Consider the following 20,188-nt stretch of genomic DNA (forward strand, 5'->3'; position numbering starts at 1 on the left):
CGGCGCCGGGCAGGGGCCGGGAGCGCCGGCCCGGGCGCGGGTTCGGGGAGGGAGCGGGCCGGGAATCCGGGCCGGGCTCCGAACCGGGTCCCCCTGGCGGGGTCCGGCCGCTCCCCCACGCGGGCACGGCGCCCGCTCCCTCAGTGCCGCCTCCGCAGGAGCGCGGCGAGCAGCTTAGCCCGGACACCGCCGGGGTGGTCCTCGTCACGGTCCGGCCGCCACGTGCAGCCGACGCTCACCGCCGCGACGCGACCGGTGTCCAGCACGCGGTGGACGGCCCCGACGACGGTCTCGGCACTGGGGCCGCCCGGGGTCGGGAACAGGATCCCCGGCACCTCGTCCGAGTCGATGACGTCCACGTCCACGTGCAGGAGCAGCGGTCCCTCCGGGAGGTCCCCGGCTCCCAGGCCGGCGACGGTGGAGCGCCGGACGGCCGACGCGCGCAGGTACTCGGCCTCGGGCGGGTCCAGATCGCGCCCGTCCACGAGCAGGAGCCGCTCCTCGGGGATCGCCCGCAATCCGAGCCGGTCCATCGCCGGGTCCGGCCGGTAGCCCGCCAGTACTCGCAGGGGGATGCCACCGGCGTAGCCGGAGGCGCTGGTCTCCATCGTCTGGACGTCACCGTGCGCGTCGAACCACACGACGGCGGGGCCCTCGACCACCCGCTGGACTCCGGCGGCGGCCCCGAGCGCCACCATGCAGTCGCCGGACACGATCGTGGGGGCCCGGCCGGCCCGGACCTCGTCGGCGACGCGTGCGGCCACGGCCCGGTGCAGGGCGGCCATCCGGCTCCACATGTCGGAGTCCGGCAGCCCCACCCTCAGCACCTCCGTGTGCCCGCGCCACGGGAGCCGGAAGTCCGGCAGGTACTCGTCCAGGTGGTACGGCACGCTCAGCATCGTCATGGCGGGACTCTAGCCGTGCCCGTGCGGGCCGTACAGGGAGTATCGCCGGGCCCGTCCCGGAGACGGGCGAGCCCCGCGGGTCGGACTCGTCCGACCCGCGGGGCTCGCCCTCGTGCGCTGCCCGCGCGTGTCAGTCGCGGGTGAGCTTGCGGTGCGTGACCGCGTGCGGACGCGCGGCGTCCGGGCCCAGGCGCTCGATCTTGTTCTTCTCGTAGGACTCGAAGTTGCCCTCGAACCAGTACCAGTTGGCGTCGCCCTCCCACGCGAGGATGTGCGTGGCGACGCGGTCGAGGAACCACCGGTCGTGGGAGGTGATCACGGCGCAGCCGGGGAAGTCCAGCAGCGCGTTCTCCAGCGAGCCGAGCGTCTCGACGTCCAGGTCGTTGGTGGGCTCGTCCAGGAGCAGGAGGTTGCCGCCCTGCTTGAGCGTGAGCGCGAGGTTGACGCGGTTGCGCTCACCGCCGGAGAGGACACCGGAGGGCTTCTGCTGGTCCGACCCCTTGAAGCCGAAGGCGGCGACGTAGGCGCGGCTGGGGATCTCGACCTTGCCGACCTCGATGAAGGTCTCGCCGTCGGAGATGGTCTCCCAGACGTTCTTGGTGTCGTCGATCCGACCGCGGTACTGGTCGACGTAGGAGATCTCGACGGTCTCGCCGACGTTGATCTTGCCCTCGTCGGGGGTCTCCTCCCCGACGATCATCTTGAACAGCGTGGTCTTGCCGACACCGTTGGGGCCGATCACACCGACGATGCCGTTCGGCGGCAGGGAGAAGCTCAGGTCCTCGATGAGCACCCGGTCGTCGAAGCCCTTCGTGAGGTTCTTGACCTCGACGACGGTGTTGCCCAGACGCGGGCCCGGGGGGATCTGGATCTCCTCGAAGTCCAGCTTCCTGGTCTTGTCCGCCTCGGAGGCCATCTCCTCGTACCGCTGCAGACGGGCCTTGCTCTTGGTCTGGCGGGCCTTGGCGTTGGAGCGCACCCACTCCAGCTCGTCCTTGAGGCGCTTGGCCTTCTTGGCGTCCTTCTGCCCTTCGACCTTCAGACGCGTCTGCTTGGTTTCGAGGTAGGTGCTGTAGTTGCCCTCGTAGGGGTAGAACTGGCCGCGGTCCAGCTCCAGGATCCAGGTGGCGACGTGGTCCAGGAAGTACCTGTCGTGTGTGATCGCCACGACGGTGCCGGGGTACTTGGCCAGGTGCTGCTCCAGCCAGTTCACGCTCTCGGCATCGAGGTGGTTGGTGGGCTCGTCGAGAAGGAGGAGGTCGGGCTGCTCCAGGAGCAGCTTGCACAGGGCGACGCGGCGCTTCTCACCACCCGAGAGCTGGGTGACGGAGGCGTCGCCGGGCGGGCAGCGCAGGGCGTCCATGGCCTGGGCCAGCTGGCTGTCGAGGTCCCAGGCGTTGCGGTGGTCGAGCTGCTCCTGCAGCTTGCCCATCTCCTCCAACAGGTCGTCGGAGTAGTCCGTCGCCATCTGCTCGGCGATCTCGTTGAAGCGGGTCATCATCGCCTTGGTCTCGGCGACTCCGTCCTCAACGTTCTCCAGCACCGTCTTGTCCGCGTCGAGGACGGGCTCCTGTGCGAGCAGCCCCACGGAGAACCCCGGCATGAGCCGCGCCTCACCGTTGGACGGCTGCTCGATGCCGGCCAGGATCTTCAGCAGCGTCGACTTACCCGCACCGTTGGGGCCCACGACACCGATCTTGGCTCCGGGCAGGAACGACCCCGAAACGTTGTCAAGGACGACCTTGTCGCCGTGCGCCTTGCGCACGTTCTGCATTGTGTAGATGTACTCCGGCATGCCTCCCAGGCTACGGGGTCCCGTCGCTTGCCGAGACCACACGGCGCATCCCAGGACGACCGGGAGTGCCCTCCCCGCGCGTGCGCGCTCCGGACGGTTCCGGCGATCCCGGACACCGGCCCGGCGAGGGGCGGGGCCCGGCCGGCCCGGGCACGCAGGGCACGACCTCGGCGCTCCCAGCCGAGCGGGGGCCCGGACCCCACCGGTCATCGGAGCGCGCGGCTCGTCCTGTGACGCGTCAGGGTCCTCCTGGGCCGTCGGTCCGGCCCTGAGGCCCCCGCTCGTCCACGCCGGAGGTCATACCGGCCCCTCGGGCGGATCAGGAGCCCCGGAGGTCCCTGGAGGGCCGGAGGTGTCGGGCGGGCGGTCGAGCCAGGCGGGCGCGTGCGCCCGCCACCGCTGGACCGGCAGGCCCAGGTCCAGCGCGCGGCGCATGAGGACCGCCATCCCGTAGCCGGGGTCGGCGGCCAGCGCCACCTCCAGGGCGGCTCGCGCCAGCGGCTCGTCGTCGAGCTGCCAGGCGGCCACCGCGAGCAACGCGGCCGGGGCCGGGCGGTACCGCGGGCAGACCCGTCCGGTCAGCCGGGCCCACAGCCGCTGCTGCACCGCGGCGTCCTCCCGCGTCAGGCGGGCCCAGGCCTGGTCCCGGGCCCCGGTCCGGGTGAGGTGGACGCCGAGCCAGGCCAGTTCGTCCTCACCGGTGACGCCGTGGCCCTCCTTCTCCCGTCGCACCGCGTCCAGGACCTCGGCGGTGGCCCGGCGCACGAGCGCGGACTCCCCGGCCTCCGCGGCCATCCGCCGGGCCTGCTGCTCCACCGCGGCCGTCACGCCCTCCATCACGGCCGCGGCCGCCTCGTCCGGCGCCGGCACCAGTGCGCGCAGCCGGGCCCACCCCTCGCCCGGCGCCCGGACGGGTTCGGCGGGCGCGATCCCCATGAGGACCGCCTGAGCGGGAACCGCGGACCGGCCGGTGTCCAGGACATGGCCCTCGGGCGGACAGCATCCGGGTGTGCGGCACAGGTGGGACCAGTAGCGTCCCCGCGCCACCCGCAGGGCGTCGTGCACGTCCAGCCGCCGTTCCCGGGCGGCGCCGACCACGCCGTCCAGGTAGGGTCCCACCACCTCCGCCGGACCGAGCCCCACGGCCACCAGGCCGGTGCTCCCCTCCTCGGCGGCCAGCCGGACGACGGTCCGGGACCGCTCCAGCGGGGTCTGGCCGGCGGGGACCCGCGCGAGGTCGGCGACGAAGGCGGCCCGCGCACGGGTGCCGCTCAGGGCCACCACCACGATGCCGGGGTCCGGCGGTTGACCGACCAGGTAGGGCAGGGCCGCGACGACGTCGGTCGGTGTGCTCAGGGTCAGCGCCGTCGAACCGTCCTCGGCCGGAGTCCGCGGCGCCGGCACGGCCACCGCCGGCTCCGGGGGCTCGGCGGGCCCGTCGCCCGTCGGCCCGTGGAGGGGTGCGGCCGTACCGTCCGAGGGGATCCGCGCCCCCTCGTCCGCGCCGGGGCCGGCGGGTCGCCCGCCGCCGTCGGGCGCTTGGCGGGAACGGTCGTCTTCGGGGGTGGCAGGGGTGGAGGGTTCGCGTGCGGAGCGTGGCTTTTCTGCGTCCATATACTCACGGTGCGTGACTCCGGGGCCGTCCGCAACGGCCTCGTGACGCCTGTGGACGAGCGGCGCGCGGCCCGCTCCGGTCCTGCGGGCCCGGACGCGCTCACGCCCCGGGCCCGCAGGACCGGGCCCGGTTCGCCACCGCCGGGACCGGGTCAGGCGCCCAGGGCGTCGGGAGGCTCCGGGATCTCCTCTTCCCGTGGCCCGGGGATGCGACCGCTGACGCCCGGGCGTCCGGCGGGCAGGCACACGCGGTCGCGGCCCGTCTCCTTGGCCCGGTACAGCGCGAGGTCGGCCGCGGTCAGCAGCTCCACCAGGTCGTTGCCGTGGTCGCCGATCACCGCGACACCGATCGAGATGGTGATCGACACCGGCACCTCGTCCACCGAGATCTCCATCCGCCCCACCTGCGAGCGCAGCCGCTCGGCGGCCTGCCACGCCTCGGTCGTGTCGGACCCGGGCAGCAGGACCACGAACTCCTCCCCGCCGAACCGGCCGAGCAGGTCGGACTGGCGCAGCTGCTGGGCGATCGTCGTCGCCACACCCAGCAGCACCTGGTCCCCGAAGAGGTGGCCGTGGCTGTCGTTGACCCTCTTGAAGTGGTCGATGTCCACGATCAGCACCGCGGCCCTGCTCCGGGAGGCACGGGCCCTGGCGATCTCGACCGCGGCCTCCTGCTCCCAGGTCGGGGCGTTGAGCAGCCCCGTCTTGGGATCGGTCCGCGCGGCCGTCTGGAGCTGCTGGTAGAGCAGGCTCCGCTGGAGCAGGACCACCGGGGGAATCGCGATGACCAGCAGGAACAGTGTCAGGTGAGCGAGGATGGCGACCGTGACGCCGACACATAATTCGACGGCGTCCACGATCAACGCCTCCCGGTCCCACATCGGCCGGAGGCTGTGCCCGGGACCGCTGCTGATCCGCGCCGCCACGGCCACGATGAGCGTGTTGAGGACGGTGAACCCCGCGCAGCACAGCAGTGCGACGACCACCCCCAGCCCGGTGGCCAGGCTCTCGTGCGCGTCCTGTGTGCCCCGCAAGCCCTGGAGGACGTCCCCGGCCCAGTAGGCGTGCCAGGCCACTGACGCCAGGAAGCCCGACAGCGCCACCGAGACGGCGTTGAACACCCGCCGGTGCGCCATGGCCGGACGGGCGCGGAGCTGGAGCATGAGGTAGACGGGGAGGGGCATCAGGAGCGAGTACAGGGGCGGCAGCAGCACCACCACCGGGAACCACCACGCGCCCAACAGGTCACGCGTGAGCCCGGCGGGCATCCCGAGCCGGCGGATCGCCTCCACGCACACCGACGCGCTCATCACGAGCGCGAGGAAGGTGGTCAGGTCGGTGATCAGCACGTCGGTCAACGCGATGGTCGCGCCGAACAGGAACAGCACGGCGAAGAGGAGGAACCCCATGTAGACGAGCAGGCCCCGGGGCTGCTGGAGAATCGGCCAGCGGCCCTGATCCCCAGAGGGGTTGCCCCGGGCCGCCATCGGCTTCTCCGAGATACTCACGGCTTCTCCCTCCCTCCCTCGGTCACTCTCTGCCCCCAGTTCCCTACACCCGTCTCTGATGAGCCCACCGCCCCCCGCGGTTCTCCCTTCGACGGGCCCGATTCGCACCGCGTTCCCCCACGGTGCCACTCGGTTACGACGCCCTCCGGGCCGACGCCCCTACGCCAGTGGGACCCGCAGCCGCAGACGCCACCCGTAACTTTACATTACTTTGGGTAATAGCTTAATTGCTGATTGTACGATCAACGCAGGCCGGAGGACAGGGGGAAGCAACGTCCGACTCGCACGGGCGGGCAGCGGCGGGCCGGAGGGCCCCACGAAGCGGCGCGTCGCAGCAGGCCGCCGGGCGTGGCCTCCCGGTGCGGACGGGGTCGCGCCCTGGCCGGAGTCGGTCACGGCCGGACACGCATCGTCACGCCAGTGGTCACACACAGTGGAACACGAAGGGTTGGACTCGGGCCCGAAGTGCGGCATCCTGTCGTTGGGATCCCGTCCGGGTACCCGACTCGTGACACTGGGCATCCACCTTCGGCACGCCGATGTCCGGGTTCCTCAACACTCAGCGAAGGAGCAGTCAGATGAACAGCGGCATCCACTGGATCTAGGCGCACCGGCGCCGCGGAGCGACCGGGGCGGGCGGCACGAACACCGTCCGCCCCCGGCAGCGCGTCCACGGTTCAGTCGGATGTCGCGGCGACCTCGTAGGCCGCGCGGAACGCCCGGTAGCGTCCCAGCTCGGCCTCCATCGGCTCCACCACCCGTGTTCCGGCGATCTCCCTGACCCGGGCCAGGGCGGCGTGTTCGACCTCCTCGCGGCGCTGGACGGCGGCCACCTCCACGAGGTTGCCGCATCCGACACCGATCAGCCAGCCCACGAACAGGGCGGCGGCGACCAGTGCGCCGGCGTAGGCCAGGAACACCGGGTCGTCGAACATCCGCACCCCCGTGAAGCCTCCGCCGAGCCAGCTCACCAGCGACACGACCACCCACACGAGCCCCAGTCCGGCGGCGGCCACCAGCGCGAACTGGGCGATCTTGGCCGCCTTCCACCACGCGGGGCCCTGTCCGGGGTCGCCGGCCGCGCCGGAGACCCCCTCGCCGAGTTCGGCGGGCAGGTCGGACAGCGCGCTGCGCGCGGCGGTGCGCATCCGTCGGCGCCACAGCTCCGGCATGTCCTCGGAGACGGCGTCGGCCGCCTCGCCCAGCACGGTCTCCAGTTCGGCCTCGTGCGCGTCGACGGGGCCGCTCACGTCCTGTTCGCCGTCGCGGCGCAGGAAATCGAGCTGGACCGCGGCCAGCGGATCCTTGCGCAGCCTCGCCGAGTGCCGTGCCACCGGCCAGCCGACCTGGCGCTTGCCGCGCCTGACGTCGTTGGTCTCGACGACGTCGGCGACCGCGGAGACGCCCGCGGCGTCGGCCAGACCGATCTCGATGCGCCTGCGCGTGTCGGCGGGGACGCCCTCCGGGATCGGCGCGTCGCCGCGGAACTCCCCGAAGGGCTCGATCACCTGGTCGAGGTCGGCGGCCAGGCGGTCGACCAGGGCGCGCCGCTCCCCCACGGTCTCGGCCAGGAACTCGCGCAGGTCGCGAATGCCCTGGTCGGTGATGGTGGACGTGGTGATCACCCGCGGGTGCACACCCGATTCCGACTCCAGGAGGCGCCGCAGGTCGGTCAGGAGCTCCTCGAGCTCGTCCGGCGCGACCTTGTCGACCTGGTTGAGGACGGCGATGGTGACCGCGCCGTGCCCCGCCATCTGGGCCAGGTAGCGGTGGTGGACGGCGGCGTCCGCGTACTTCTGCGGGTCGAGCACCCACACGAGCAGGTCGACCGAGCCGATGAGGCGGTCGGCCTCGGCCGTGTGCATGCTGCGGACCGAGTCGTGGTCGGGCAGGTCGAGCAGGACCAGGCCGGTCAGTTCGGAGTTGCCGGCGTCCAGGACGCTCGTGCGCGAGTGCCGGTAGCGGTTGGGCACGCCCAGCCAGCTCAGCAGGGCGTCGGCCCCCTCGTGGCCCCACACGCACGCGTGGGCCTTGGAGGTGGTGGGCCGGGTGACGCCGGTCTGCGACAGTTCCAGCCCGCACAGGGCGTTGAACAGCGACGACTTGCCGCTGCCGGTGCCGCCGGCGAGCGCGACGACGGTGTGGTCGGCGGACAGGCGCAGCCGGGCACCCGCGTGGTCGAGGAGCTGCCCGGACCGCGCGACCAGCTCCCCGGGCAGGTCGTCCTGTCCGAGCTCTGTCAGCGTGGACAGCGCGTCCAGGCGCTCGACCAGCTCGGCGCGGCTGATCGACGACGTGGGCCGCCAGTGGTCGTGGGTGGTGGGACGGTACTCCTCGTCCTCCCGCTCGGTGGCGGCACCGGCACCGGCGGTCTCCTCCGGCACACGGACCGGTCGGGCCCCGGACTCGGCCGCGGCACCGCTCCCCTCGTCGGCGCCCTCGGACGGGGCGGCCGTGTCGGGACCCACCGAACGGAAGGCACCGGAGACGGCGGAGGGCCCGGGCACCCGGCGCGGCAGCGGTGCGGGGGCCGACGGGGCGGCCTCCTCGGCCGGACCGGTGGCCGTGTCCCCGGCGACCGTCTCGGCCATGGTGTGTCGACGTGGCCCCGGACCGGTGCCGGTGGACGCGGCCTCGTCCTCGACCGCGTGGCCGTCCCGCAGCGACCGCTGGGCGCCGCCGGACGACGGCGAGGCCACGATCGGGAAGGCGCCGGTGGTGCGCCCGGCGATCTGGGCGTCCTCGGCCGCCTCGGCCAGGCTGCCCACCCAGCCGGCGAGCCCTTCGGGGTCGTCGTGGTCGGAATCCCCGGCTCGGTCCGCGCCCGGTTCCGCCGTGCCCGGGGCCTGCGCGGCACCGGGGTCCGCGTCGGCGCCCGGAGGCGTGACCGCGCTGTGCGTCGCGGCCGGGTCCTGGGGCTCGGCCGCGCTCTGGCGCCCACCGTCGTCCCGGGACGCCCCGGCCTCCCCGTCCGCCGAGGCGGCGTGCGCCCGTGCCGAGCGCGAGGAGGGCCGGGCGTGGCGTCCGGGACGCCGCGAGGGCTCCGGCTGCTCGCGACCGGCGGCGGGCTCCCGCGCGGCGGGCTCCCCGCCGCGGTCGGTCTGGGGAGCCGCGCCCTCCTGCGGGTCCGGGTATCCCGAGATCCCGTCGTGGGCGGGCTCGCCGACGGCGTCCGCGTGGTCGGGGTGCTCGGGCACGGGCATGGTGTAGCCGCGCCAGGGACCGCTGTCGGTCGACGCCGCCTCACCCCTGTCGGGGCGCTCTTCGTTCCAGGGCCCGGATCCGGTCGGACCGCTCTCGCGTTCCTCGGCGTCGGGCCGGTGGTCGGCCGTGTCCGGTGCCCGGTAGGCCTGCGCTGGGTTCCACTGAGTCGTCATCGTGAAATCTCAAGGTTGTACGTGGCCTGATAGAGCTGGACGGCACTGTCCTCGGTCGGGATCGCGGCGGACGCCAGGGCGCCGTCGAAGGGCACCCGCTCGTGGTCGAGCAGCCCGAGGATGCGCCGACGCAGGTTGTCCCGTGCGGTCCCGCCCATACTGCGCAGGGACTGAGCACCGAACAAGCCCTTGAGCAGGCGTTGTGGGGATGGACCGGAGGTGTCGGCCGCGTGGGCGCCGCCTCCGGAGTGGGATCGCTCGTATCCGAGCAGGTCGATGATCAGGACCAGGGCGACGATGTCGTGGTCGAAGGTGACGAACCGGGCGACGGACCGCTTGGTGGCACCGCTGGCGGTGGTCATCCCCGCGATCTCGTCCTGCCACTCGGCGATCTCCTTGCGGATCCGCTTGGCGAGGTCGGCCGTCGGCCGCTCCCGTGCGCGCTCGACGAGCGCGGAGCCGCCGCTGACCGCGCGCCAGGACTGTTCCACCTGGTCGGCGGCGCGCTCGCACGAGGAGACCACCAGGGCCTCCAGGGCGTCGCGCACGGCCCGTTCCAGGGAGGCCACCCGCTGGCCGCGTTCGGCCTGCTCGCTGCGGGCCTTGCGGCCGCGCTTGCCGCGCATGCGCAGGCTCTTGGCGAGGTCGCCGCTGGCGGCGACCTCCTGCCAGCGGGCGCTCAACGAGCCCCGCAACAGGGACCCGTCGTTCAGTCCGGTGTCGATGCGGCGGCCCGCGGTGGCGTAGGCGTCGTCGATGGCGGCGCCGAGCGCGCGCCCGGCCTCGATCTGGGTCTCCACCTGGCGCGCGAGTTCGGGCACCCGGGAGCGGAAGCTGTCGATGACGCCGACGAACGTGCGGCGCGAGACGCGGTCGCGCTGGTCGGCCTCCCCCGCCACGTCGGCGAGGAACTCGCGGATGTGGTCGGCGACGTTGGAGGTGAAGCGCTCCCCGCGGATCTGGTCGGTCTCGGGGATGGCGAAACGGGCCGCGTTGCCCAGGCCGTTGGCCTCCAGCATGGCGCCGAAGTGGTCGAGCAGCTGACGGCGGCCCTTGCGCGGCACGCGGGACAGGACCACGGCCAACGAGGTGTCCCGGTCCCGTGCGACCTGGAGGAACTCCCAGACGCGGGCGTCGGCGTAGCGGGTGCTGGTGGTGACGAACACCCACAGGTCGGCGGCGTCGAGGAACTTGGCCGCGAACTCGTGGTGGGCCGCGACGGCGGAGTCGACGTCGGGCGTGTCCAGCAGGGCCACCCCGGGGGGCATGGCCTCGCTGGCGGCGAGCACGAGCATGCCGTCCTTGCCGGGCATGGCCAGGCCCTGCTGGCGCACGCGGGGCAGGGTGGGGATGAAGGAGGCCTCGCTGAACCAGTCGACGTCGGCGGGGTTGCAGGCCAGCACCGGGCTGTTGGTGGTGGGGCGGCGTACGCCGGTGGTGGTGACCTGCTCGCCCACGAGGCTGTTGACCAGGGTGGACTTCCCCGCGCCAGTGGACCCGGCGACCGCGATGAGCAGCGGGATGTCGGGGCGGCGCACGCGCGGAAGGACGTAGTCGGACAGCTGGGCGAGGACGTCCGCCCGCAGGGCGCGCCCCTCTTCGGCGCCGGGGAGCCCGTCCGAGAACTCCAGGTCGCGGACGTGGCCGCGCAGGGACTCCAGGATCTGCTCGAACCGGCGTTCGTCGGGGGCGGGCCCCCGGTGTGTGGCCGGGTCCGTCTCGGCGGGCCGGCCCGGCTGGTGGGACCCCCCGCCCCGGGCAGCGTCCCCGCTGCCCGCGGAGGGCATCGGTACGTAGCCCTGGTCGGTCTGGTCAGAGGTGGCGTCCGGTCCGGTTGCGAACCGGTCCGGGGCACCGGAACCGGAGGTGTCCGGTGCGGCCGACGGCCGGGTCATGTCGGTCTGCCCTCCTCAACGCTGCTGACGGTCCCCGCCGGTCCGGGCGACGAACACCGCCGGCTGAGGTCTCACTGGAGATCGCGCCCGGTCACCTGTCGATGGATCTCGAACTGGGTTCCCGTGTGCAGTATGTCAAGATCCCGCGCTGTTTTGACCACTTCTCCGATGATCACCACCGCCGGGGGCCGAACGTTGGCCGATCGCACCGCGGAAGCGATGCCCGCAAGCGTACCCGTCACGGTTCGCTGCCCCGGCAGTGTGGCCTCCTGGACCACGGCGACGGGGGTGTCCCGCGAACGGCCGTGGGCGATGAGGGCGTCGCAGATCGCCTCGATGCGCTCCACTCCCATGAGCGCCACCACGGTGCCCCCGGCCGTGGCCAGGCCCTTCCAGTCGACGGTGGAGCGCTCGTCGTCGGGCGCCACGTGGGCCGAGACGATGTGCACGTCCTGGGCCACGCCCCGGTGGGTGGCGGGGATCCCGGCGCTGGCGGGAGCCGCCAGCGCGCTGGTCACGCCGGGCACGGCGATGACCGGGACACCGGCCGCGGCGCAGGCGGCCGCCTCCTCTCCGCCGCGTCCGAAGAGGAAGGAGTCGCCGCCCTTGAGCCGCACCACGAACTTGCCCTGCCGTGCCCGGTCGACGAGGACGGCGTTGATGTCCTCCTGCGTCATGGACCGGCCGTAGGGGATCTTGGCGGCGTCGACGACCTCGACGTCGGCGGCCAGACGGTCGAGCAGGGAGGTCGGCGCGAGCCGGTCGACGACCACGACGTCGGCCTGGGACAGCAGTTGTTGTCCCCGAACCGTGATCAGACCGGGATCACCCGGGCCGCCGCCGACGAGGGCCACGCCCGTGAGCCGCTCGCGTCCGCGCCGGGCGTCGAGGGTGCCGTCGGCCAGCCCGTCGGCGATGGCGTCCCGCAGACCGGCGGATCGGCGGGGGTCGCCGGAGGCGACGACACCGACGGTGATGTCGCCGATGTTTCCGCTGGCGGGCGTCCAGGCCGAGGAGGAGTGCCGGTCGTCGGCGCGCACGCACCACACACGGGCGTCCTCGGCCTCGGCGGCCACGGCCGCGTTGACCCCGGGGTCGTCGGTGGCCGCGTGCACGAGCCAGTAGGCGGGCGCCCCTTCCCCTGCGACGTCGCCGGACGCGAAGGTACGGCGCGACCAGGTGATGTGCCCCGCGGCGGCCAGGTCCTCCAGTGCGGCGGAGACGGCCGGGGAGATGAGGGTGACGCGCGCACCCGCCTCCACCAGTACCGGAACCCGGCGCTGGGCGACTCTGCCCCCGCCGACGACGAGGACGTCGCGGCCCTGCATGCGCAGACCGAGGAGATAGGTCATGGTTCGCGCCCCTTCGGTCGTCCCTGCCGGCTCCCCGGCGGCGACGGCGGGGTGCGCGGCGGTGGGGTCCGCCGCGCCGCCGGCGATGTTCGGCGATTGCTCCAAATTAGCTTGTCAAAGCGCTATTACGGACGCGTAAACGGATCAACGCCGTGAGTGTGACCCCGCCCGCACCCGCGTGGAGTCGGGCGGGTACGGGCGGGCGCGGGCGATCCGTCGCTCCGGCCGTCAGTGGACGGTGGACACGCCCGCGTCGTCGAAGGTGGCGACGTTGCGCAGCGCGCGGGCCGACCCCTGCAGGAGCGGCAGCGCCAGCAGGGCGCCCGAGCCCTCGCCCAGCCGCATCTCCAGGTCGACCAGGGGGCGCAGCCCCAGGTGTTCGAGTGCGAGCGTGTGCCCGGGCTCGCTGGAACGGTGGCCCGCGAAGCAGGCGGACATGGACTCGGGCGAGATCGCCGACGCGACCAGGGCGGCCGCTCCGGCGATGACGCCGTCCAGCAGCACGGGCACCCGCAGGGCGGCGCCGCCGAGCACGAACCCGGCCAGAGCGGCGTGCTCCAGGCCCCCCAGGGCGGCCAGGACACCGATGGGGTCGGAGCGGTCCACGGGGTTGGCGGCCAGGGCGCGCCGCACGACCTCCACCTTGTGCTCGTGCATGGCGTCGTCCACGCCGGTCCCGCGGCCGGTGGCCCGGGCCGGGTCCGCGCCGGTCAGGGCGCACACGAGCGTGGCCGCCGGCGTGGTGTTGGCGATGCCCATGTCCCCGGTGATCAGGCAGCGGTTGCCCGCCGAGACGAGGTCGCGGGCGACCTCGATGCCGCCTTCCAGGGCCTGGAGGGCCTGGGCGCGGGTCATCGCCGGGCCCTGGGTGAAGTCGGCGGTGCCGCGCGCGACCTTGCGGGGGAGCAGTCCGGCGGCGCGGGGCAGGTCGCCCACCACGCCGACGTCGACCACGGTGACCTCCGCGCCGACCTGCTCGGCGAAGGCGTTGACGACCGCGCCGCCGTCCAGGAAGTTCTGCACCATCTGCGCGGTGACCTCCTGGGGCCAGGCGGTCACCCCCTGCGCGTGGACGCCGTGGTCACCGGCGAAGACGGCGACGGCGGCGGGTTCGGGGATGGGCGGGGGGCACTCCTCGGCGAGCCCGGCCAGCTGCACCGAGACCTCCTCCAGGACCCCGAGGGAGCCCGGCGGCTTGGTCATCCGGTTCTGGCGGTCCCTCGCCTCCTCCACGGCACGGGGGTTCAGGCCTCCGATGGTGGTGATGGTCTCCTCCAGCAGGCTTGTGGGCTCCTGGCCGGGTAGACCGCGGTGACCGTACCGGTCGCGGTGGACCGCCCAGGACAGGGGACGCCCCTTGGCCCAGCCCGCGAGGCTGAGTTCGGGCTCGGTGGGGAACTGCTCGACGTAGCCGACGCAGAGGTAGGCGACGACGTCGAGGTGGGAGGGGAGTTCGAGGGCGTCGGCGACGTCCCGCTCGTCGACGAAGCCGACCCACCCCACGCCCAGCCCCTCGGCGCGGGCGGCGAGCCACAGGTTCTCCACCGCCAGGGCCGCGGCGTAGGCGGCGCTGGCCGGCTGGGCGTGGCGGCCCTGGCCGTGGCGGCCGCCGCGGGTGGGGTCGACGGTGACGGCGATGTTGAGGGGGGAGTCGAGGATCGCCTCGACCTTGAGCCCGGAGAACGCCCGGGCGCGGACGCTGGGCATGGCGCGCGTGTGGTCGTCCCGCTCGGCCTGGGCGAGGTCGCGCACGCGGGAGCGCAGGTCGGGGGCCTCGATGACCAGGAAGTCCCAGGGCTGGACGTGTCCGACGCTGGGCGCCTGGTGGGCCGCCTGCAGAACGCGCGTGAGGACGTCGTCCGGCACCGGGTCGGGCCGGAATCCGACACGGACGTCGCGCCGTTCGCGGATGGCGCGGTAGACGGCGTCGCGTTCGGCGTCGTCGAAGGCGTGTCCGGCCCGGTCGTCGAACGGGGCCGGCCGGTCGTCGGCGGGGGACGTGGTGGTCTGCGCCTGGTCGGCGGGAACCGCCCGGGGGCCGGTGTGGCTCTGCGGTCCGGTGCGGTCCGGTTCCTCGACGGGCGCGGCTGCTTCGTGTGCGTACATGCTCTGTTCCGGCTCGGGTGCCACGGCGCGGGTCCGCGCGGGCTCGGGGGCTGTGTCGGACGGTGGTGGCGTCCGTTCGGCGCTGGTGCGCGCGGTGGCGGGGTGACGGCCCTCGGCGGGCTCGGCCGTCCGGGTCTCCGGCTCGCGTTCGCCGCCGCGGAAGGGGATGACGTTGGGGCGGTGGTCGGTCGCCGTCGGCGCGGCGGCGTCGGGTTCACCGGCGGACGCGGCTCCGGGTTCGGTTTCCGGCTCCGGCTCGGGCTCGGGCTCGGGCTCGGTGCGGTCCGGTGCCGACGCGGGATCCTCGGCCCGGGGCAGGCGGGTCGGCGCGGTCCGGGGCTCGGGGTGGGGCGTCGCCGTCGGCGCGGGTTCGGCCGGTGCCGTGGGCGGTCGGCGGAACGGGTTGGCGGGTCCGGCCGACGCGCGCGGGCGCTGTGCCCGCGTGCCGCGGCCGCTCTCCGGCAGGCCGTCGAGCAGCCCGCCGAGGCCGGAGTCGGCCGTCGGCGCGGGCTCGCCGCGCCGGGCGTCCTCGCGGTCATCGTTGGTCATGATCGCTCCCCGTGGAGGTGTGTCGACTGCCCGTAGTCCGCTTGATCCGTCTAGAGACCGGTAAGCGTAGTGTGCGGCGTTCATCCCATCCGCACGGGTCCCCCCAGACCCCGGACAACCGGGCCCGGCACGGTCGCCGAGCGCCTCAAGTCACCACCAACTGTGCCAGAGTTCGCCCCAGTACGCGGTGGGTACTCGGTTCCCGCACGGCCACCCTGAGCCACTCCGGCCCCAGCCCGGGAAAGGTGTCGCCCCGCCGAACGGCCACGCCCCGATCGCGCAGGCGCTCGCGCAGCCGATCCGCTTCGGGTGCTCTGACCAGGAGGAACGACCCCCGCGCACCGGGAAGTACGTGCAGCCCCGCGGCCTCGAGCACAGCGGCCAGGTCCCGGCGCCGCTCCTCCAGCCGCGCCGCCCAGGCGTCGGCCTCGGCGACCGCGCGGGGGGAGCAGCAGGCCTCGATCGCGGCCAGCGCCGGGGAGGAGACGGGCCACAGGGGCTGGGCCGCGGCCAGGCGCGCGGCCAGCGCGGGTTCGGCGAGCAGGTATCCGGCGCGCAGGCCCGCCAGCGACCACGTCTTGGTGAGGCTGCGGACCACCACCAGTCCCGGCAGGTCGCGACGCCCGGCCAGGGACTCGGGCTCGCCCGGGACGCAGTCGGCGAACGCCTCGTCGACCACGAGCACCCGCCCGGGGCGGGCCAGGGCGGCCAGGGTCCGGGCCGGGTGCAGCACGGACGTGGGGTTGGTGGGGTTGCCCAGGACGACGAGGTCGGCGTCGTCGGGGACCAGGGCCGGGTCGAGGGTGAAGTCGGGGTCGAGCACGACCCGGTCGACGCTGTGCCCGGCTGCGCGCAGGGCGGCCTCGGGCTCGGTGAACTGGGGGTGCACGACCACCGCCCGGACCGGATCCAGGGCGCGCGCCAGCAGGACGAACGCCTCGGCGGCGCCCGCGGTGAGCAGTACCTCGGCGGGATCCCGATCGTGGCGCCGGGCGACCGCCGCCCGAGCCGCGCTCTGGTCCGGGTAGGCGCCCAGGTGCGCCAGGGAGTCGGCGAGGCGGCGGCCCAGCCACGCCGGAGGCGCGGTCCCGCGCACGTTCACGGCGAAGTCCAGCAGTCCGCCGCCGGTCTCGGCGTCGCCGTGATGCCGCAGGTCGTAGCCCATGTCCACACTCCCCCTCGAAACGAGGGCACACTAGCCCATCCCACCCCACACAGCCCACACGCCTACGCCGACCAGACACGGGGGCACGACCGAACGTCATCGGGGGCACGCGGCCGGTCGCCCGTGCGGCGGTGGTCACGGCACCGACGGCGGCGGGACGGCCCCGTGCCAGGTCACCGGGCCCGCCCGCGTATCGTGAGCGCAGCCCACCGCCGTTCCGGGAGACCTCCAGCGTGACCGACACCCAGACCAGACCGATGATGCCGTCCGTGATCCTGGAGACGGAACGGCTGCGGCTGCGCGCGTTCGTCGAAGCCGACATCGACGACGTGTTCCGCACCTACTCCGACCCGGCCGTGCAGCGGTGGGTCCCCCTCCCCGCACCGGGTGTCCCCTACACCCGCGAGATCGCCGAGCACTGGTGCCGTGAGGCCGCGCCCGCGCTGCGGACGAGCGGCGACGGGCAGCAGTGGGCGGCCGTGGAGCGCGAGTCCGGCCGCCTGGTGGGCGCCTTCGGCCTGCTGCGCACGCAGTGGCCCGCGATGATCACCGAGATCGGCTACGCCGTCTCGCCCTGGGCACGGGGCCGGGGATACGCGACCGAGGCGGCCGTGGCCGTCTCCCGCTGGGCCGTCGACCAGGGCTTCCAGCGCGTGGAGTTGAAGGCCGCCGTCGGCAACACGGCCTCGCGCCGCGTGGCCGTCAGGGCCGGCTTCTCCCCCGAGGGCGTCGAACGCAACGCGATGCCGCTGCACGAGGGCCGCACCCACCTGGCCGTGTACAGCCTGCTGCCCGCCGACCTGCTCTGAGGCCGCTCAGTCCCACACACGGGAGAGCAGCCACTGGTCGGACACGGTGTCGTGCAGCAGTTCGTACACGCCCTGTGCCTCCAGAGCGCCCGCCTCCACCCGCCAGTGCCGGCGCTCGGGCACCTGGGGCTCGACCGTCGGTGTCCAGTCCATCCGCAGTGTGACCCAGTGGTCGATGATCCGGCGCACGCCGTAGACCCTGCCGTTCCACGTGAAGCGCAGCGGGCGCCCCTGGTCCTCCACGACCGAGACCGACGCCCCGTAGTACCGTCCCACGACGCTTCCCCGCTTCCCCTCGACACCGACCGACTCCCGCACCCGGCGCACACCGCCGGGACACTGCTCGTGGGGAAGTTCGCCGTAGCGTTCGAACATGTGTTCTAACCCTAGCGAAATCGGAGTGCGCTTGGAACCGTTTCCGCGCACGCGGCATCACCACTGGTGATCCGCCCGCGGCCTCCCCGAGCCCCCGGGCGTCCGTCTCGGTCCGTACGCTGGGCCGCACCCCACCACCGACGAGGCCCTCAGATGTCGAACAGCTCCAGGCCACCGCGACCGCCCCGCCCGGAGCGGGCCGGCGGCGAGCGGGGGTGGAGGGCTGCCGGGGGTCGGACGGCTGCCGGGCCCGAGCCCTGGACGACGGGGCCGTCGCCCGGCCCGTCGCCGTCCCCCTCGAGGACTCCCCCCGGGACGCGATCCTGACCGGCTGACCACCCGCCCCGCCCCACCAGACCAGAAGCGAGACGGCGTGTCGTCCTCGGTACGCTGTTAGCCGCGCATCACACGATCCATACGAGGGACCCCACCTGTGACGTCGAACGGCCACCAGAGCGGCAAGCCCCTGCGCGCGGGGGACCCGCGCGAACTCGACGGCTACCGCATCGTCAGCCGCCTCGGCCGGGGCGGCATGGGCACCGTCTACCTCGCCAGGGACTCCGCCGAGCGGACCGTGGCCGTCAAGCTCATCCACCCCGACCTGGCCGACGACGAGGCCTTCTGTCGACGCTTCGCCCGCGAGGTCGAGTCCGCACGCCGCGTGGCCCGCTTCTCCACCGCCGGCGTGATCGACGCGCGCCTGGACGGCGATCCCCTCTACATCGTCTCGGAGTACGTGCCCGGCCCCAATCTCGACGAGGCCGTCCGCGCGGACGGCGTCATGGCCGGAGGGACTCTGGAGAGCCTGGCGCTGGGCGTGGCCGCCGCCCTCACCGCCATCCACGGCTCGGGGGTGATCCACCGGGACCTCAAGCCCGCCAACGTCCTGCTCTCCCCGGTCGGCCCGAAGGTCATCGACTTCGGCATCGCCCGCGCCCTGGACGGCACCGGGGGCGCGGTCACCCGCTCCAGCCAGCTCATGGGCACCCCCTCCTACACGGCGCCCGAGCTCATCATGGGCCGACAGCCCACCCCCGCGGCCGACATCTTCGCCTGGGGCTGTCTGATCGTCTTCGCCGGGACCGGCGCCGCGCCCTTCGACGCCGCCACCGTGCCCGCCGTCCTGCACAACATCTCCTCGGCGCCGCCCCGGCTCGACGGTCTGGACCCGAGCCTGTACGACCTGGTCTCCTCCGCGTTGGACAAGGAGCCGGGGAACCGTCCGAGCTCCCAGCAGATCCTCGACCGGCTGGTCGGTCAGCAGGACCCGGCGGAGGCCGAGGTGCGCCGCACCATCACGACCTCGTGGGCACCGCCGTCCTCCGCTCCCGTGCCCGGCACTCCGCCCGAGACGGCGGCGCGGGACCGCGAACCGGAACGGTCCCAGCCCGGGGCGTCCGAGGCGGACCGGTCCGGGGCGGAACCGTTCCCGGAGCCGTCCGCGGGCCGGTCGGGCGCTCCCGACGGTCAGGCGGCAGGGCCGACACCGCCCGAAGCGCCCACGCCCGCCAGCGGTCAGGACACCCGGGCGCGGCAGCCGCACGAGCGGCCGACCCGGATCCAGCCCGCACAGGAGCAGCCCGGTGCCGCGGCCCCCGCGCTCGCCGCGGTTCCGCACGTCCAACAGCCCGTTCAGGGCCGGCCCCCGTCGGGGGCCCAACAGCCCCCGGGCCAGGGCGGCCATCCGCCCCCGGGGCGCGGATACCCCGGCCCCTACGGCGGACCGGCGCACTACGGCCCCTCGGGCGGCCACCCGGGCGGGCAGGTGTACGGACACCAGTCTCCTCCGCACGGGCAGGCCGGATTCGCCGCCTACGCGGGTCCGGGCGGACCCGGCGGCCCGGGACGGCCGAACGGCACCGGCGACGGGACACCGCCCGGGAGCGGCGGAGCACGCAGGAGACTCACGGTGATCGGCGGGGCCGTGGGCGCCGTCGTCCTGGTGGCGGGCGCGGGCACGGTGTTCTGGATGAACAGGGACACGCCGATACCGGAGAACACCGTCTCCATCTACAACACCGACTTCACCACCGATCCCGGCTGGACCAACAGCGCCTTCGAGGCCGGGGAGCAGGACGGCTACTGGGCCGAGCAGAGCGGCGTCGTGATGACGCTCGACCCCGAGGACGGCGAGAGCCGGGGGACGATCGTGCCCCTGGAGCGCGACGACCCCCTGCCCGACCAGGTGCTGGTGAGCACCACCGCGTACGCGGCCGAAGGACCCGAGCAGGCGACACTGGGCGTGCGCTGCTGGGACAACGACGGCGAGGAGTACCGCAGCCAGTACGAGGCGCTGCTGCGCTACGACGGCGAGCGCGCCGAGATCCACCGGATGCACGAGGGCGAGGGGGACCGCACCCTCTCCCGGACCAACGAGGTCCCCGCGTACGAGGCCTACCCCCTCTTCGACGCGTCGGCGCGCAGCGAGTCCGGCGACGGCACGAGCGGCGGCCCCTACGACTTCGACGTCGAGTCCGTCCCCACCAACACCGTCACCCTCTCGTGCGCGCTGCGGGAGGAAGGTGAGGGCGACGCGGTGATGGAGCTGTCCATGTGGGTCAACGGCGAGCACGTCCTGACGACCACGGACCCCGAGCCCCTGCCCGAAGACGCCGAGGACCCCGAGGACCGCCGCCGTGTCGGCCTGGTCACACGGCCGGGCCCGGGCAACGACCCCCTGGGAGTGCTCTACACGGCGTTCTCCGTCCACGAGATCGTGGTGGAGGAGTAGGGCGGAC

General features: G+C 74.0%; 12 protein-coding genes. 2 read left to right on the forward strand and 10 right to left on the reverse strand.

Features of this window, described 5'->3' with window-relative positions; genetic code table 11:
* Positions 1-140: 140 nt before the first annotated feature.
* The 9 genes from M1P99_RS04380 to cobC all read right to left on the reverse strand — a co-directional run bounded on the left by M1P99_RS04380 (position 141) and on the right by cobC (position 16,266).
* The gene (locus tag M1P99_RS04380) at positions 141-905 is read right to left on the reverse strand and encodes an arginase family protein (RefSeq protein WP_304451384.1); all 765 of its coding nucleotides are present in this window, start codon (positions 903-905) and stop codon (positions 141-143) included.
* A 130-nt stretch (positions 906-1,035) separates the two neighbouring features.
* Positions 1,036-2,700: an energy-dependent translational throttle protein EttA gene (ettA, locus tag M1P99_RS04385; protein ID WP_304451385.1), complete on the reverse strand. Its 1,665-nt coding sequence runs from the start codon at positions 2,698-2,700 to the stop codon at positions 1,036-1,038.
* Between the two features lie 297 nt (positions 2,701-2,997).
* Entirely contained in the window at positions 2,998-4,314 is a 1,317-nt protein-coding gene (locus M1P99_RS04390) for a DUF4192 domain-containing protein (RefSeq protein ID WP_304451386.1), read from the reverse strand.
* A gap of 152 nt (positions 4,315-4,466) precedes the next feature.
* Positions 4,467-5,822: a GGDEF domain-containing protein gene (locus M1P99_RS04395; RefSeq protein ID WP_304451387.1), complete on the reverse strand. Its 1,356-nt coding sequence runs from the start codon at positions 5,820-5,822 to the stop codon at positions 4,467-4,469.
* Between the two features lie 677 nt (positions 5,823-6,499).
* The gene (locus tag M1P99_RS04400; protein ID WP_304451388.1) at positions 6,500-9,199 is read right to left on the reverse strand and encodes a GTPase; all 2,700 of its coding nucleotides are present in this window, start codon (positions 9,197-9,199) and stop codon (positions 6,500-6,502) included.
* Entirely contained in the window at positions 9,196-11,094 is a 1,899-nt protein-coding gene (locus tag M1P99_RS04405) for a dynamin family protein (RefSeq protein ID WP_304451389.1), read from the reverse strand. Before M1P99_RS04405 ends, M1P99_RS04400 begins: the two co-directional genes overlap by 4 nt.
* Positions 11,095-11,165: 71 nt before the next feature.
* A complete protein-coding gene (cobA, locus tag M1P99_RS04410; RefSeq protein ID WP_304451390.1) occupies positions 11,166-12,446 on the reverse strand; it encodes a uroporphyrinogen-III C-methyltransferase in 1,281 nt (426 codons plus the stop codon).
* A gap of 228 nt (positions 12,447-12,674) precedes the next feature.
* Entirely contained in the window at positions 12,675-15,101 is a 2,427-nt protein-coding gene (cobT, locus tag M1P99_RS04415) for a nicotinate-nucleotide--dimethylbenzimidazole phosphoribosyltransferase (protein WP_304451391.1), read from the reverse strand.
* 145 nt (positions 15,102-15,246) lie between these two features.
* Positions 15,247-16,266, reverse strand: a complete 1,020-nt coding sequence (gene cobC / locus M1P99_RS04420; RefSeq protein ID WP_304451392.1) for an Rv2231c family pyridoxal phosphate-dependent protein CobC — start codon at positions 16,264-16,266, stop codon at positions 15,247-15,249.
* A gap of 233 nt (positions 16,267-16,499) precedes the next feature.
* Between cobC and M1P99_RS04425 the strand changes: the two genes are divergently transcribed.
* Complete coding sequence (locus tag M1P99_RS04425; RefSeq protein WP_304451393.1) at positions 16,500-17,075, forward strand: GNAT family N-acetyltransferase; 576 nt, start codon at positions 16,500-16,502, stop codon at positions 17,073-17,075.
* Between the two features lie 6 nt (positions 17,076-17,081).
* Here the strand turns inward: M1P99_RS04425 and M1P99_RS04430 are convergent, their stop codons facing one another.
* Positions 17,082-17,450, reverse strand: coding sequence for a DUF6504 family protein (locus M1P99_RS04430; protein ID WP_304451394.1), 369 nt, complete (start codon positions 17,448-17,450; stop codon positions 17,082-17,084).
* 433 nt (positions 17,451-17,883) lie between these two features.
* Here M1P99_RS04430 and M1P99_RS04435 point away from each other — a divergent pair, with 433 nt between their 5' ends.
* Entirely contained in the window at positions 17,884-20,181 is a 2,298-nt protein-coding gene (locus M1P99_RS04435) for a serine/threonine-protein kinase (RefSeq protein ID WP_304451395.1), read from the forward strand.
* Positions 20,182-20,188 lie beyond the last annotated feature (7 nt).

The organism is Nocardiopsis sp. YSL2 (assembly GCF_030555055.1).
In the GTDB taxonomy this organism is placed as follows: domain Bacteria; phylum Actinomycetota; class Actinomycetes; order Streptosporangiales; family Streptosporangiaceae; genus Nocardiopsis.